A 14,752-nucleotide genomic window follows, 5' to 3' on the forward strand; every position below is an offset into this window, starting at 1 on the left:
TAAATGCAAAATCGGGATTGCCGACCACATCTTGCTCAAGGAGGGCGTCCTCACGGCGCAAGAGCGTCAAGTGATCATGGGCCATCCAGAAATTGGCTATAGCATCCTGCATGATGGCACGATGGATGAACTGACCGAGATGGCGGCGCACATCGCATACTGGCATCACGAAAAATGGGATGGCACCGGCCACCCGCGTGGGCTGTCTGGCGAGCAAATCTCTCTTGAAGCGCGCATCGTGGCGCTTTGCGATGTGAGGTCATGCATCGGCGCCGCCATTCTCAAGCGCTCGCACCAGTTGGCTGGCTGTCCCATCGATCGAGCGATCAATACCGATGCGTCGCCGATGCGCTGAATGTGCTCACCCACGCGCTTACCCCTTCAGTGAAACCTAGTGGGGTGTTTCTGAAACACCACACTAGCCTATATCCCTTAGATTGGACATATTTACTACCCCTCATCGCTATATTGAAACTTGGGCATTTCCCAGTGGAAGCGAATAGCCAAAAGCCTGAAAGCAAAACCTCCTAGAAAGGTGAGGAGAATCGCTTGATTATGTGAGAGCCCTAAGTAGTCGCAGGCGAAGTAGAACCAAGAAGCAACGAATGCAACACCCGCATAGAGTTCGCGCCTAAACACCAGCGGAATATCATTGCAAAAAATATCGCGAAGTACGCCACCAAAAACACCTGTCACAACGCCACTCAAGGAAGCAATTAATAATCCGTACCCCATATCGAGCGCGGTCTGGCATCCGATCAAAGTAAACGCGATGAGGCCAATGGCGTCCAAAACCAGAAATAGCGATCTCAAGTGCCTCATCAATGGTGCGATCATGACGGTGAAAAGTGCTGCAATACTGGTAAGAATTAGATATTCGGGGTGCTTTACCCAGGTGAGCGGATAATGACCGAGCACTATGTCACGTACCGACCCACCTCCTAGCGCTGTGACACAAGCCACCAGTATTACGCCAAACCAATCCATGCCTCTTCGCCCTGCAGACAATGCCCCTGTCATCGCTTCTGCGGTGATCGCCATTAAATATATGTAATGAAGCATGGGTAGTACCTAAATTATCAGATGGATAACTCTACCTTCTGACTTCATACAAATACATTGGCACTCAATAAGCCACGCTTATCGCCCTATAAGCCCAGAATATTGATCCATTCAAGGTCGGGGAATAGCCTCTCCTCACCCCTTCGAAAAGAATGAAAAAGCAATGAAAACCCAACCGTTTAAGAGCCTCGTGCCCACCATTCACCGGGCGTCCACAGTCGTCTTTGATAACTTCGCCGACTTTGCAAACCGTCGCGAGCGTCAGCCTGATGGCTTCAGCTACGGCCTGACCGGAACCCCGACGAACCGTGAGCTGGAGCAGGCAATCTCTATGCTGCACGGTGCAGCACATACCGTGGCTTTACCCTCTGGGCAGGCTGCCCTGGTACTCGTCCTGCTGAGCTTCCTGAAGGCCGGCGATCACGTGATCGCACCAGACAACTGCTATGGGCCCATTCGCGAGTTCCTCGCCAACAACATCCGGTCATTCGGTATCGAGGTCACTTTCCTCCCCGATGGATTGCCTCAGGCCATCGAGGACTTCGTCAAACCCAACACCAAGCTAATCCTCGTGGAGTCTCCTGGGTCGATCACCATGGAGATGCAGGACGTTCAAAGCATCGTGCGGACTGCGAAGAAGCATTCCATCCTCACGCTGATCGATAACTCCTGGGCGAGCCCCCTGAACTTCCAGCCCATTGCGCATGGGGTCGACCTGGTTGTCGAGGCGCTATCGAAGGTGATCAGCGGGCACTCCGACCTCCTAATGGGAAGCGTCACGACCAATGACACAGAGCTCTACAAGCGCATGCGTCTGCAGCAAGACCTACTGGGCATGTACGTGAGTCCAGATGATTGCTACCTGACCCTCCGGGGCCTGGAGACTTATCCACTGAGGCTCGAGCACCAGGGCAAGAGCACACTCGCTATCGCCAATTGGCTGGAATCCCACCCGCTGGTTGAAAAGGTGTACTACCCAGCATTGGAGAGCGCTGAAGATCACCAGTTGTACAAAAACCTCTTCAACGGCCCAGGCTCGCTGTTTTCCTTCTCGCTCAAATCAGACGAGCGTATTGGCAACTTCTTTGATGCCCTTAGCACCTTTGCAATTGGCGCAAGCTGGGGCGGCACACATAGTCTCGCTGCATTCTACCCACAGCAAGTCATGGCGGGTCGGCAGCACAATAAAATCAACACCTCATTGATCCGGCTATCTATCGGCCTGGAACCAGTAGATGTGCTCTTGGAGGATTTGAAAAAGGCACTCAATCAAGTTCAGTAAGCTTTGCCAAAAATCGTTGATCATGTAACCACAAAAAGAACAAGAGACGACATAAAATGACCGAAATTACGATGCAGGCGGTAAAACCTGAAATCTGTAAGAAACGCTTCACGAAAGATGATTTTCTTTGGGTTCTCGGCATCTATGGCTGCGCTGTCGGAGGTGGTTCGTTGTTCTGGCCTATCAGCCTTGGGCTGTCCGGCTTTTGGGCAATGCTCATTCTGACGCTGATCGCATTCCCGATTACCTACTACAGCTATCGAGTGCTTTGTCAGTATATTTCAAGTGGTACCGTAACAGCCGAATCCACCAGCAATATCGTCGACACGACGAGGGAATTGCTTGGGGATCGCGCCGTTAGAGTGCTGAGCATTGCGTACTTCATGATGATTTTCCCATCACTTGTCGTCTACGCAATCACTATGTCGAACACCTTCATCGACTTCTTCAATACTCAGCTCGGCATCCCTGGATTGAACCGCCCGCTGGTCGTAATCGGAGTCACGTTAACGGCGCTTCTGATCGCTCAAGGCAAAACAACTTTCGTTGTTAAAGCCATCGGGCTCATCGTATTCCCGTTCATTTTCTCCCTCATCTTCTTTGGCCTGATGGGCATCCCACATTGGAACACATCGTTCATGGCCACGGCGCATGACTATGGTGGAGTGAGCGGCATCATGGGCTCGGTGTGGTCGTCGTTGCCGATGGTGATCTACGCATTCAGCTTCACACCAATCGTCTCGAGCTTCGTTGCGCACTACAAGAAGCAGTATGGCTCTGAAGCTCAGCAGCGAATCGGACGTACCTTGCTGATCGCAATCGTTGTGGTCGTGGTGACTGTGGTGTTCTTTGCATGGAGCTGCATTTTCGCCCTCTCGCCACAGGAGCTTCAGGCAGCTCGCGGCGAGAACCTGACAGCCTTGTCCTACATGGCAAGAAAATTCGATAACCCGTGGCTGGCGATCAGTTCCCAGATCATCATCTTCTTCGCAGCCTTGAAGGCGTACCTGGCTCAGTACCTGGCTACCCGAGAAAGCCTGAAGGGCATTGCGAAAAACTACTTCGGCAGCAGCACCGAGTTTGTCGACGGTGGGATGATGAAGGCCATTATCCTGACGCTGGTCTTCGCGATTACCGTGATCCCCGCCATTCCAAACCTCGACATCATCATGCTGATCAAATACTTCATGGTGCCGGTCAGCGTATTTGTGGTGTACTTCCTGCCACAGTATGCGTTTTACAAGTCGCCGAGACTCCACCACCTGCGAGGCGGACTGGTTAACTACTTTGTACTGACCATCGGCCTGCTGTGTCTGTTCAACGGCGTACAGAATATCATCAAATACCTCCTGCACTAAAACCTGCAAAAGGAAACGGACTTCCTTTTCAATCCAACACACTGAATCCAAGTAGATTATCCAAGCGTTTGATATCGCCTTCCAATTGGATCCTGAGTAGACGTATCAGCTCCTTTGCTTCCAAAGACAGCCTAGAGTCTTTCCGAAAAATCAACTTAGACGTAAAACGCACTTCTTTATCAAGCAACCTTGCTTCTAGTTTGTCAGGCAAGTAGCTAGACGCCACAATAGGATGCGCCAAGCCGACGCCAACGCCTTGAGCCACCAGTTCACAAACCGTCAGGGCATAGGGGGTTTGTACGGCAATATCAAGTTGCTTTGCCGCAGCGCCCATATGTGCTTCCAGCTCTAGGCGCGTGTGATCCTCAGCGTTCATGGCCACGAATGGATACTTTAGCAAATCAGATGTCGTTAGCTCCTTAACGTGTCCACCTATAAGGCCAGGTGGCGAAACAATCAATCCTCTAGCACTGCAGAAATTGTACTGCTCGCAGTCTTTCGTTTCGATTTCGTTTGCAATTATGCCGAAGTCAATCTCACCAGAGTGTACCCGTTGGTAAGCGCTGGCTGAGCTGCATACCTCAAAGAACACCGGCACATCAAACTTCTGACGAAAGCGTGCAATGGCCATTGGAGCCAAGAAATTTCCATAGGCGGGATGCACAGCAAGACGCAGACTCGACTTTACACTGCTTTTCAGCGACCGAAGCTTGTGATCAAGCATCGCTAAGCCGTTGAAGAAAGTCTCAACCTGCTCCATCAAGGCATGTGCTTCGCGGGTAGGAACCAAACGCCCGCGATTACGCTCAAACAACACAACATCGTACTTACTTTCAAGTTTCTTTATCTGCTGGCTTACAGCTGGCTGGGTAATCTCCAGCATTTTCGAGGCCATGCTTGTACTTCCGGCGAGCATGACGGCACGAAAAACCTCAAGCTCCCGATACATGTTGATTTTCATCGCTCATCCCCTTAAGAGGCGATTACAGTAAACGCTGAATGCATGACAGGGTTGGCAACCCCCCAATAGAAAAACATATTAAACTCAAGCAACTATCATTTTTCAGCGGCATGGCTAATTTTAGGTGAAAAGTAGTTGCTGGGATAGTGAAATATTTTCGCGCTGATCAAATTCGTTTCCCTGAACACATAAAAAATTAGTTCGATTGCTAGTCAAAAGTTGTGAAGTACCTCAAGTGAACGATGGATATTGATTAGGCGTCAGGCATACGGAAGGCTACAAACCCCCACCGTCCGCTAAGGGCGAATTCTGGCAGTGCTGAATGGCTGCAATGGGTCGGTAGGTGCCCTTCGCAAGCGATCGCTTTGGACCCAAAGCAGACACTCGCAGAGCGAGGGCTGCGCCAAGACCGGCGTGTCGTGCCGCAGCCCCTGTGTCGATGTCGGCGCTCGCAGTCAGCTTGCTGCATGGGGGAGCGGCGTCAAGCCACTGTCTTTGATCGCTGCGTCGGTTTCAGGCGATGCCAGATAGTCTAGGAGCGCCTGGGCTGCGGCATGATGCTGGCTCTTACTGACAACAGCGCCCGAATACATGGTCACTTTCTGCGCTTCAGCTGGGATCAGACCGACGGTGTCGGAGCGGGGCTCATACTTGTGATTAATCAAGATTAAGAACGTTTTACTTTTCTACCCGCAAATGGCATCTACAGTATGATCATTGGGCTCGTCAAAGGCGGGTCGACACCTTGTATCTCTCCACCCCTCCTCGTCTGGATTCCTTTCATTTAGCACTAGCGTCACAGAGGGCGTCGGAGCTGCGCAAATCGAGCGTCCCAGCGAGCTGGTTCGGCGTCAGCCCCCGTAGAGGCCGCAGATGAGCGGCATCATCATTGGCTGCCCATCGCGCTCCCCATTGTTTGTTAGAGACTGCATCCTTGGAACACTCAAGCCGCCCTGCTTCAAACGACCGCGCCCTTGACTGGCTGAACTTCTTCCTGGCTGACGTGCGTGACGGCCTCGGCCCCTACCTCGCCATCTACCTACTTGCCGTGCATCAGTGGCAGCCGGCGAGCATTGGCTTGGTAATGAGCCTGGCAGGCATTGCGGCACTGGTGGCGCAAACGCCGGCTGGAGCCTTGATTGACCGCGCGACGGCTAAGCGTGCGGTGGTGGTGACCGCCGCCGTGCTGGTGACCGGCAGCTGCCTGCTGCTGCCGTGGATTTCGTCGTTCGGCGGAGTGGCCTTAACCCAGACGGTCGGTGCAATAGCCGGTTCACTGTTCGCTCCGGCGATTGCCGCTATCTCGCTGGGCATCGCAGGCCCCAAGGCCTTCACTCGAAGGGTGGGTCGCAACGAGACTTTCAACCATGCGGGCAACGCCTTCTCAGCCTTACTGGCCGGTGGCTCGGCGTACCTGTTCGGCCCGGTGGTCGTGTTCTATCTCATGGCGGTCATGACCGTAGCCAGCATTGTGGCAGTGGGTCGTGTGCCGGCAGCAGCCATCGACCACCAGTTGGCTCGCGGCCTTGCCCATGGTCCGGGCTGTGATGAGAGCGTTGCCAAGCTAAAGGTCCTTTTGCACAACCGCACTCTCTTGGTATTCGCTGTGTGCTGCGGTTTGTTCCACTTGGCCAACGCGGCGATGCTTCCGCTGGTCAGCCAGAAGCTGGCGCAAGTCGACCTGCGCTTGGCCACACCGCTCACATCCGCCTGCATCGTCGCTGCGCAGTTGGTGATGGTGCCAATGGCGCTGCTGGTGGGAGCAAAGGCCGAGATCTGGGGGCGCAGGCCGTTCCTGCTGGCCGGCTTCTTCATTTTAGCGCTTCGTGGAGCCCTGTATGTGGCGTCCGACAACCCATTCTGGCTGATTGGGGTGCAATTGCTCGACGGAATCGGCGCTGGCATCTTCGGTGCGTTGTTCCCGATCGTAGTCAAGGATTTGACCGAAGGCACTGGCCGCTTCAATGTCAGCCTCGGCGCGCTAGCGGCGGTGTGCGGGCTGGGTGCTGCGCTCAGCCCTGGCATTGCTGGGCTAGTTGTTGAAGCAGCCGGCTACGATGCTGCATTCTTGACCTTGGCTGGCATTGCCTCGGTCGCATTCGTACTAGTGCTGATGGCGCTGCCCGAGACTCACCTTCGCGTCACGCCATCGCTCCTGCCGACCCCTGCCGAGAACTAAACGCCTCATGCCTCTCAGCGAAAACGCTTCGATTATCTGGGCGGTCGCCGCTCTGGCCACCTGTGGAGTCATCCTGCGCCCTTGGCGGATCCCGGAATTCGTCTGGGCCATGGGCGGCGCGCTGCTGCTGGTTGGCCTGGGCCTGATCACACCGCGCAACGCTCTATTAGCAGTGGCCGAAGGCGGCGATGTGTACCTGTTCCTGGTAGGCATGATGGTGCTGGCCGAGCTTGCTCGCCAGGAAGGGCTTTTCGACTGGCTGGCCCGCTATGCGGTCCGCCACGCACGGGGTTCGGGGCAACGGCTGTTCGACCTCGTTTTTCTGGTAGGCACCCTGGTCACCGTATTCCTGTCCAACGATGCCACCGCGGTTGTGCTGACCCCGGCGGTGTATGCGGCGTGCAAGGCTGCCAAGGCCGAACCTTTACCCTACCTGTTCATCTGCGCCTTCACCGCCAACGCCGCCAGTTTCGTGCTGCCGATTTCCAACCCAGCCAACCTGGTGGTCTTCGGCAGCCAGATGCCCCCGCTACAGGACTGGCTGAGACAGTTCAGCCTGCCGTCGCTTGCGGCGATCGTTTTGACCTATCTGGTGCTGCGACTCGCCCAACGCCGGCAGATCCGCCGACCGCTGACCATGAATGTGGATACCCAACCGTTGTCTCCCGGCGCCCGTCTGTGCGCGCTGGGCATCGGACTCACCGCTACTTTGCTGCTCGGCGCATCAGCGTTGGACTGGGCACTAGGCCCGCCGACGTTCTGTGCCGGCGTGGCGACCACCGCGCTGATCCACTTACGCCAGCGGCGCAGCCCGATGCGGGTACTGCGCCATGTGGCGTGGGGCGTGCTGCCGCTGGTGGCGGGCTTGTTCATACTGGTTGAAGCTGTCACCCAGACCGGCCTGATCGTGCGACTTGCCCAGGCGCTGGCCATCCTGGCCGCAGAGTCACCGATCGGGGCCAGTTGGATGGGCGGCGTGGGCGTGGCCATTGCCAGCAACCTGATGAACAATTTACCGGCTGGGCTGATAGCCGGGTCCATGAATTCTTTAGTGACGCTACCCCAGCAGGCGACCGCTGCGCTGCTAATTGGTGTCGACCTAGGGCCGAACCTGTCGATTACCGGTTCACTGGCCACTCTTTTGTGGCTGGTGGCGATCCGTCGCGAAGGCGAGCATGTCAGCGCCTGGAGCTTTTTGCGCCTAGGGCTGCTTGTGATGCCCCCAGCACTGGCAGCAGCACTACTGGCACTTTGTGTGTGAAGCTGTGCGTACCCGCTTACAGCGAGGGGTCACTTAATACGCCCCTGCCCTGGCTCCAGCTGGCTCCGAATCCGAACGACCTCGCCATGAGTAACGTTGTCCTTACCGGGTAAGATCCCTGTAAGAAATCTCGCACGCCAGCCCCGCTATTCGGCCTCTTTCATATGCTTTCGCCAGTTCTCGATTCGTATCGACGGACCGCTACGGCAGTTCGGAGAGCACATGGCGGCGCGGCGGGCTGCTTCGGCGCTGTCGATAGCGGCAGTATCCACAGACCAGCTACCGCGTTGCGGTATGCTAAATCGCAGGAAGGTGAGCAATGGTCAGCCCGTTGGCAACGGCACTGGCTTCAAGCTTTGCGCGCTCCGCGCCCAGAAGGGCATAGGCGGCTTGCAGCGTGGTGATCTTCGCTTGAATGTCGGCCATCTTGCTGGCCACCAACATCGCGCCTTGCGCACAATCGATCGTATTGCCCCGCTTGGCCGCAAGGATGTCGCCGATCTCGGCGAGCGAAAAACCGCCGCTCTGGGCACTTTGAATAAAGGCCAGATCAACAACGGTCTGATCGCTGTAGCTGCGGTAGTTGTTGGCTTGGCGATGAGCCACGATAAGCCCGAGTTGCTCGTAATAGCGCAATGTATGGCGGCCGACTCCACTCCGGCGCTCCAACTCTCCAACATTCACAGTAAAAACTCCTTGACTGTAGAGTACGCTCTACACCTTAGCCTGCGCCGATCATTCAAACAAGGATTCAGGTAGGAGCGTGGAGTGCTTCGTCACAGGCGGCAGTGGGTTTGTGGGTCAAAATCTCGTTCATCCTGCTACGGTGTGTGGTCACAGCGAGAGTGGGCACATCCCTAAAGGACAACCTCTGTTAGATCTCATTCGAAATCTGGCACTGGGCCGGTTCAAGGCTGTCCCGGGTTCCGCCAGGCACTGGTGGCCATTGGTCAGCGTCGATTACCTGGTAAAGATGATGACCTGCGTGGCGTTCGACCCGTCAATGGCCAACCGGCAGGTGTTGGCGCTGTATGAGCACACGCCAAGCCTGCAGGGTATGCTCGAGCAATTGGCACAAACGCTGAATATAAGGGCTCCCCGCCGCCATGTACCTATAGGATTGCTGAAGTGGCTATTGGCGATTCCCGGACTGGCCACCCGATTATCGATCAGCGCCGAGTCACTGAACTTCGTCCAGACGCAGCGCTTCGACATGAGTGACAGCCAGCAACTGAAACACAAGTATCAACTGGCACATCCCGACATGGCGCGAGCGCTGGAAAAGACCGTGCGGTACGTCCAGGATCACTTGCCCAGTCGTCATGTTCACACGTCTGCAAATCCTGCCGGAAGATAACAAACAGATTCTGCTAGAACGCGTAATTCTGGCGAACACTCCGGCAACTACGGTGTTATATTGTTGAAGATGAACCGGCTGGTTACTTCCTGACCGCCTGGTTAGTTAAAGTGTGTCGACGCTCAATTTGCTCTTTAGGGAAAAAGGTGTGTGAATTGACGTGAAGCGTGACATCCACCTCGTTGTGCTACTGCTATCGGTCATCGGTTGCTCTCTCGCCTCGTTAACGCTGTGGAAGGTCATGGCCTCTCGAGAGCGCGCCCTGGAAGACGTCAATATCCACGGCCTTAACCTGACACAGGCACTGTCCACCTATTCGGAAGGTATCGTCCGCCAGAGCTCGATGCAGTTGCTTGGCCTGGTCGAGCGCCTGGAAACCGAGGGCGCCGGACCTGCGCAGATCGAACGTCTGGATCAACTGGTCAAGCGCCAGCAACCATTAATGCCGCCGATGAGCGGCATTATGATCTACTCCAAGGACGGGCGCTGGCTGATGTCGTCCAACCAGCCGACCCCCGTCGGTGTCAACAGCAGCGACCGAGCCTTTTTCATCCACCACCGTGATGACCCGTCCCGCGACCCCTTCATCGGCTTGCCAATCCGAAGCCGCGTCACCCAGGAATGGGTGATCACCATCAGCCGGCGATTCAACGATGACCGCGGAGCATTCGCCGGTGTTGTTGCCATGACGCTTGGCGTGGAGAACTTCCTGCAGCTTTTCGGCAAGCTGGACGTTGGCCATGACGGTGCCATCGGGCTGGCCTTTACCGATGGCTCCATGCTGGTGCGCTATCCGTTTCGGGAACAGGACATGGGGCGCAACTTTTCGAAGTCGCCAATCTTCGCCGATTACCTCATCGAACAGTCAGCCGGCACCGCCTCCTTCACCTCCAGCCTGGACGGCGTAGAGCGCCTCTATGCGTTTCGCAAGAGTGACAAGCTACCCCTGGTGACAACGGTCGCGCTGGGCAAGCAGGAAGCACTTGCAGCCTGGCGCCTCGAGGCGCTGCTGTCGTCGATGGTGGTCGCTGCGCTGCTCGCACTGACCGGAACCATTGGCTGGCTGCTGATTCGAGCCATGAGCCGGCGAAGCGCGGTCGAAAACGAACTGCGACTGACCCAACAGCAGTTGCTTGAGAGCAACCAACAGCTCGAACGCCAAGCGATGCATGATGCGCTGACGGGGCTTGCCAACAGGCGCTGCTTTGACGAAGCGCTGACCCAGGAGATCCGCATGGCCCATCGAGATGGGACCACGCTGGCTCTGCTGATGATCGACATCGATCATTTCAAGCGCTACAACGACACCTATGGGCATCCGGCTGGCGATGCCTGCCTGCAGCAGATGGCTCACCTGCTCTCCTCCTGCATCCGCCGCCCTCGCGACCTGCTGGCACGCTACGGGGGTGAGGAAATGGCTGTGATCCTGCCCGATACCGACAATGATGGAGCAACCGTCGTTGCCAGGCTGATGCTCGAGCGCCTGGCCTTGCAACATATCCCTCACGAAGGCAGCCCTTTCGGACAAGTAACCGCCAGTATCGGCATCGCCTGCTCCGATGGAGCAGCCCTCGACATCGCGCCGTCACTGATTGAACGCGCCGACCAGGCGCTCTATATCGCCAAGCAAGCGGGCCGCAATCGCCTGCATATCGACGGGGCGAATGTATGAACCCAGTGACAAGGAAAGTATTGATGCAATCTCATTTCGGCAAAGGCGTCCTCTTCGCACTCTGCGCCGCAGCACTGAATGCAACGATCGGCGTACTCAGCAAGGTGTTAATGAACAGTGGATTCAGCTCCAGTAGCATCGCCCTGATAAAAACCGTACTTGGCTGCCTGCTGCTGTCAGCCTTGCTCATGTTCCTCAAGCGGCCCCTGCATACGGCCAAGTGGCTCCCTGCGGCTGTTTGCGCCTTTCTCGGCATTTTTGTGCTGTTCCACTTTGAAACCTCAGCCTATAGCCATTACGCCGCGGCAGGTGTCGTGGTGATCCTGATGGCGAGCGCCTCCATTTCTTCGATACTGCTGGCACGGATAGTCCTCAAGGACCCAATCACCGCCAACGCCACAGTAGGCGCCGGATTGACGATAGCCGGTATTGCCGTAATCTTTGGAGCCGATCTGGAACAAGGCTTCACGCTGCAGGGCGCAGTGCTCGCTTCGATCGGAGGCTGCGGTTATGGCGCTTTTTCGGTTGCCATGAAGCGCATGGGCGTTTCCGGGGGGCTGCATTTCACTCGCCAACTGTTGTTTTTCGGCAGTCTTTACCTGCTGATGCCGGCTGCGACCGATGGGTTCATCATCGGAGAGCTTTCGTTGGCGGCGGTCATGGCATTGCTGGCTCTGGCTGCGTTGCCGACCATCCTCGGCTTCTTCTGTACCACCAAGGCCATCGAGTATCTGAAGCCATCGCAAGTCCAGGCACTGGAACTGACTGAACCGCTGTTTGCCGCGCTGCTGGCGTTCGTGATCCTCAATGAGGTACCTCGAGACACCTTGTACCTTGGGGCCGGATTGATTCTCAGCGGACTGTGTTTCTCCAACGAGCTGATCCGGTTAGGCAAGAAAGCGCCACAGCCGTCCGGAGCGTGATTCGTTTTTCTGCCTGCACCTGGCGAGCAAGCGCTCCAAGAGCGCATGCTCGCGCTGCCGCATTACCAAACCGCTATATCGTAGGTCAGATAGATCCGGTTGCTGTCGCGACCTCGGGAAAAGTCAGAACGGTAGACATAGTTGCGAAGTTTCACGCCCAACCCTTTCACCGGTCCGGATTGCACCACGTAGGCAAGCTCCACGTCACGCTCCCACTCGCTTAGCCCGGCATCAGCAGAGCGACCGTTGTCGCCGCTCAGGTAGCGCGCCATGAACGTGAGCCCGGGGACACCGGCCGCAGCAAAGTTGTAGGCATAGCTCGCCATCCAGGTTTTCTCTTCCTCCTCGATGAATTTGCCGATACCCACGTTGCTGAACGAGTAGACCGTCGCACCGCTGATGTACGGCAGCCCGGCCTCGCCGTCGAGCACCTGGTAACCGGCACCGACCGTGTGCCCAGTGTGTGTGTAGGACAGCTGCCCGCTGAACATGTCATTGTCGATCTCGCCACCGTGAGCGGCTCCGCTGTCGCGGCTCTTGAAATAGCGCAAGTCGGTGGTGAACACACCGCCGGCCAACGGCAGGTCATGGATCAGGCCGACATAGTCCTGGCGGTAGAAGTGTTCGAGCTGGCCGTGGAAGTAACTCAAGCGCAGCTGCTTGCTGACGGCATAGTCGGCACCGGCAAAGTTGAAGTCGCCAGACTCCCCGCCGCTGTAGCCATCCAGGAACAGTCCAGTACTGTCGGAGGAATCTCGCTGTTTGAAGCGGTCCAGGTGGCCGGCAGTCAAGGTCAGACCATCGACATCGGTACTGGTCAGCTGCGTACCTTGGTAGGTCTGCGGCAACAACCGCGCATCGTTGTAGACCAGCACCGGCGTCTTGGGCAGCAAGGTGCCATGCTTGACCACGGTCTGCCCCAGTCGCGCCTTGGCCGTCACCCCGGCACTGGCGAACTCGTCAGCAGCACGGCCATCGTCATGGACCGGCAGCAAGCCGGTACCGCTGCGGCCGCGGCCCGAATCAAGCCGTACGCCTACAAGCCCCAGGGCATCGAGCCCCAGGCCCAGCGGGCCTTGAGTGAACCCCGATTGGTAGTCCAGCAAAAAACCCTGTGCCCACTCCACCCGCTCGCTCTTGGCAGTTGCAGCAGCGCGGGCGCTCATGCCTTGTTCGTCGCGGAAGTTCTCGTTGAAGTAAACGTTGCGCAGCTGCAGCTTGAGCTTGCCGTCGTCGATGAATCCGGCAGCGCCGGCCACAGGCAGCCAGCCGCAGAGCAGGCCACAGGTGGCCCGGCGGAAAACAGTTCGGGACATGTTCGATACTCTGTTGTTGTTCTTGGATGAGGTGGGCGCCAGCGGCGCCCAAAGCAGATCAGACGAAGAAGGACAAGGCACCTGTGACCAAGGCCAGCGCGGTGATGACCAGCGATGTCAGCACCGCCCATTTCACGGTGGCCTTCTGGAAGTCACCGATGTCGCGATCGACCATGCCCACCAGCAGCAAGGTCGAGGCCACCAGCGGGCTCATCAGGTGCACTGGCTGCCCCAGCACCGAGGCGCGGGCGATTTCAACCGGGTCGATGCCGTAGGCGGCCGCAGCGTTGGCAAGGATCGGCACCACGCCAAAGTAGTAAGCATCGTTGGACAGTACGAAGGTCAGCGGCATGCTGGTCAGCGCCACCACCAGCGGGAACCAGTGGCTCCACGCGTCGGGAATCCAGTCGACCAGGGTCTGAGCCAGCGCATCGACCATCTTGGTACCCGAGAAGATCCCCGCGAAGATGCCTGCGGCGAACACCAGCAGCACCACGGTCATGGCGTTGCCCGAATGGGCAAGGATGCGCTCCTTCTGCAGTTCCAGCTGCGGGTAGTTGATCATCAGGGCCGCGACGAAACCGATCATGAACAACAGTGCCGCGTGCATGACACCCATCACCAGAGCCGTCATCACGGCAATCACCAGCACCAGGTTCACATACGCCAGGCGTGGGCGCTTATGTGGGCTCTCGCCGAGGATTTCCTTGATGTAGCAGTTGCCGCCACCCGACTCCAGGGCGATGTTGCCGATGCGTCGGCGCTCGGCGCGGCCCAGCAGGAACGCGGTGAACACCACCCAGGCCGCACCGCCGATCACGGTGGGCAGCATCGGGATGAAATACTCGGTCGCATCCAGCCCGAGCGCGGCAATGGCCCGGGTGGCCGGCCCACCCCAAGGGCTCATGCCACTCATGATGCTCAGCGACAGCATGGATACCGTGGCCAGGATCATCGGGTTCATGCCGATGCGCTTGTACAGCGGCAGCATGGCCGCACAGGTAATCATGTAGGTGGTGGTGCCATCACCGTCGAGCGCCACCAGCAGCGAGAGCAGCGCGGTACCGATGGCGATCTTGACCGGGTCGCCATTGACGCGCTTGAGGATCTTGCGGATCAGCGGGTCGAACAGGCCGGCATCGATCATCAGGCCGAAGAACAGGATGGCGAACAACAACAGGGCCGCCGAGGGCGCCACCATTTTCAAGCCATCGAGCATCATCTTGCCCAGCTCGGGGGCGAAGCCGCCGATCACAGCAAAGACAATGGGTACCACGGTGAGCGCAACGATTGGCGACAGGCGTTTGCTCATGATCAGGTAGGTGAAGGTCACCACCATGATCAGGCCCAGGAGTGCGAGCATGGTCTTTTCTCTTGTTTT

General features: G+C 57.1%; 12 protein-coding genes and 2 pseudogenes. 8 read left to right on the forward strand and 6 right to left on the reverse strand.

What is annotated here, in order from left to right; translation table 11 throughout:
* On the forward strand, window positions 1–355 hold a 355-nt coding region (locus ACF8R4_RS16790; RefSeq protein WP_392492967.1), incomplete at its 5' end, for an HD-GYP domain-containing protein.
* 95 nt (window positions 356–450) lie between these two features.
* Here ACF8R4_RS16790 and ACF8R4_RS16795 read toward each other — a convergent pair.
* Window positions 451–1,062 (reverse strand): trimeric intracellular cation channel family protein, encoded by a 612-nt coding sequence (locus tag ACF8R4_RS16795; RefSeq protein WP_104834871.1) that lies wholly within the window; start codon window positions 1,060–1,062, stop codon window positions 451–453.
* A 163-nt stretch (window positions 1,063–1,225) separates the two neighbouring features.
* Between ACF8R4_RS16795 and ACF8R4_RS16800 the strand changes: the two genes are divergently transcribed.
* Window positions 1,226–2,344 carry a PLP-dependent aspartate aminotransferase family protein gene (locus ACF8R4_RS16800; RefSeq protein ID WP_104834873.1) on the forward strand — a complete coding sequence of 373 codons (1,119 nt, stop codon included), beginning with the start codon at window positions 1,226–1,228 and terminating at the stop codon, window positions 2,342–2,344.
* Between the two features lie 56 nt (window positions 2,345–2,400).
* Complete coding sequence (locus tag ACF8R4_RS16805; protein ID WP_200928493.1) at window positions 2,401–3,702, forward strand: amino acid permease; 1,302 nt, start codon at window positions 2,401–2,403, stop codon at window positions 3,700–3,702.
* A 28-nt stretch (window positions 3,703–3,730) separates the two neighbouring features.
* Here the strand turns inward: ACF8R4_RS16805 and ACF8R4_RS16810 are convergent, their stop codons facing one another.
* Entirely contained in the window at window positions 3,731–4,663 is a 933-nt protein-coding gene (locus ACF8R4_RS16810; protein ID WP_104834874.1) for a LysR family transcriptional regulator, read from the reverse strand.
* A 455-nt stretch (window positions 4,664–5,118) separates the two neighbouring features.
* Window positions 5,119–5,298 (reverse strand): annotated as a pseudogene (locus tag ACF8R4_RS16815) (substrate-binding domain-containing protein); the annotation flags it as partial.
* A gap of 299 nt (window positions 5,299–5,597) precedes the next feature.
* On the opposite strand from ACF8R4_RS16815, the gene ACF8R4_RS16820 reads away from it, so the two are divergent.
* On the forward strand, window positions 5,598–6,842 hold the full coding sequence (locus ACF8R4_RS16820; protein WP_177337119.1) for an MFS transporter: 1,245 nt from the start codon (window positions 5,598–5,600) through the stop codon (window positions 6,840–6,842).
* A gap of 7 nt (window positions 6,843–6,849) precedes the next feature.
* Window positions 6,850–8,103, forward strand: coding sequence for an arsenic transporter (locus tag ACF8R4_RS16825; protein ID WP_060500104.1), 1,254 nt, complete (start codon window positions 6,850–6,852; stop codon window positions 8,101–8,103).
* 297 nt (window positions 8,104–8,400) lie between these two features.
* Here ACF8R4_RS16825 and ACF8R4_RS16830 read toward each other — a convergent pair whose 3' ends face one another.
* Entirely contained in the window at window positions 8,401–8,787 is a 387-nt protein-coding gene (locus ACF8R4_RS16830; RefSeq protein WP_060500103.1) for a MerR family transcriptional regulator, read from the reverse strand.
* 124 nt (window positions 8,788–8,911) lie between these two features.
* On the opposite strand from ACF8R4_RS16830, the pseudogene ACF8R4_RS16835 reads away from it, so the two are divergent.
* The 3 genes and pseudogenes from ACF8R4_RS16835 to ACF8R4_RS16845 all read left to right on the forward strand — a co-directional run.
* Window positions 8,912–9,460: pseudogene (locus ACF8R4_RS16835) on the forward strand (NAD-dependent dehydratase); the annotation flags it as partial.
* 160 nt (window positions 9,461–9,620) lie between these two features.
* Window positions 9,621–11,132, forward strand: coding sequence for a GGDEF domain-containing protein (locus tag ACF8R4_RS16840; RefSeq protein ID WP_104834878.1), 1,512 nt, complete (start codon window positions 9,621–9,623; stop codon window positions 11,130–11,132).
* A gap of 23 nt (window positions 11,133–11,155) precedes the next feature.
* A complete protein-coding gene (locus tag ACF8R4_RS16845; protein WP_392492971.1) occupies window positions 11,156–12,055 on the forward strand; it encodes a DMT family transporter in 900 nt (299 codons plus the stop codon).
* A 62-nt stretch (window positions 12,056–12,117) separates the two neighbouring features.
* Here the strand turns inward: ACF8R4_RS16845 and ACF8R4_RS16850 are convergent, their stop codons facing one another.
* Window positions 12,118–13,371, reverse strand: a complete 1,254-nt coding sequence (locus ACF8R4_RS16850; RefSeq protein ID WP_060500101.1) for an OprD family porin — start codon at window positions 13,369–13,371, stop codon at window positions 12,118–12,120.
* 58 nt (window positions 13,372–13,429) lie between these two features.
* On the reverse strand, window positions 13,430–14,734 hold the full coding sequence (locus ACF8R4_RS16855; protein WP_060500100.1) for a CitMHS family transporter: 1,305 nt from the start codon (window positions 14,732–14,734) through the stop codon (window positions 13,430–13,432).
* Window positions 14,735–14,752: the final 18 nt, after the last annotated feature.

The organism is Pseudomonas sp. FYR_2, from assembly GCF_043106425.1.
GTDB lineage: Bacteria > Pseudomonadota > Gammaproteobacteria > Pseudomonadales > Pseudomonadaceae > Aquipseudomonas > Aquipseudomonas monteilii.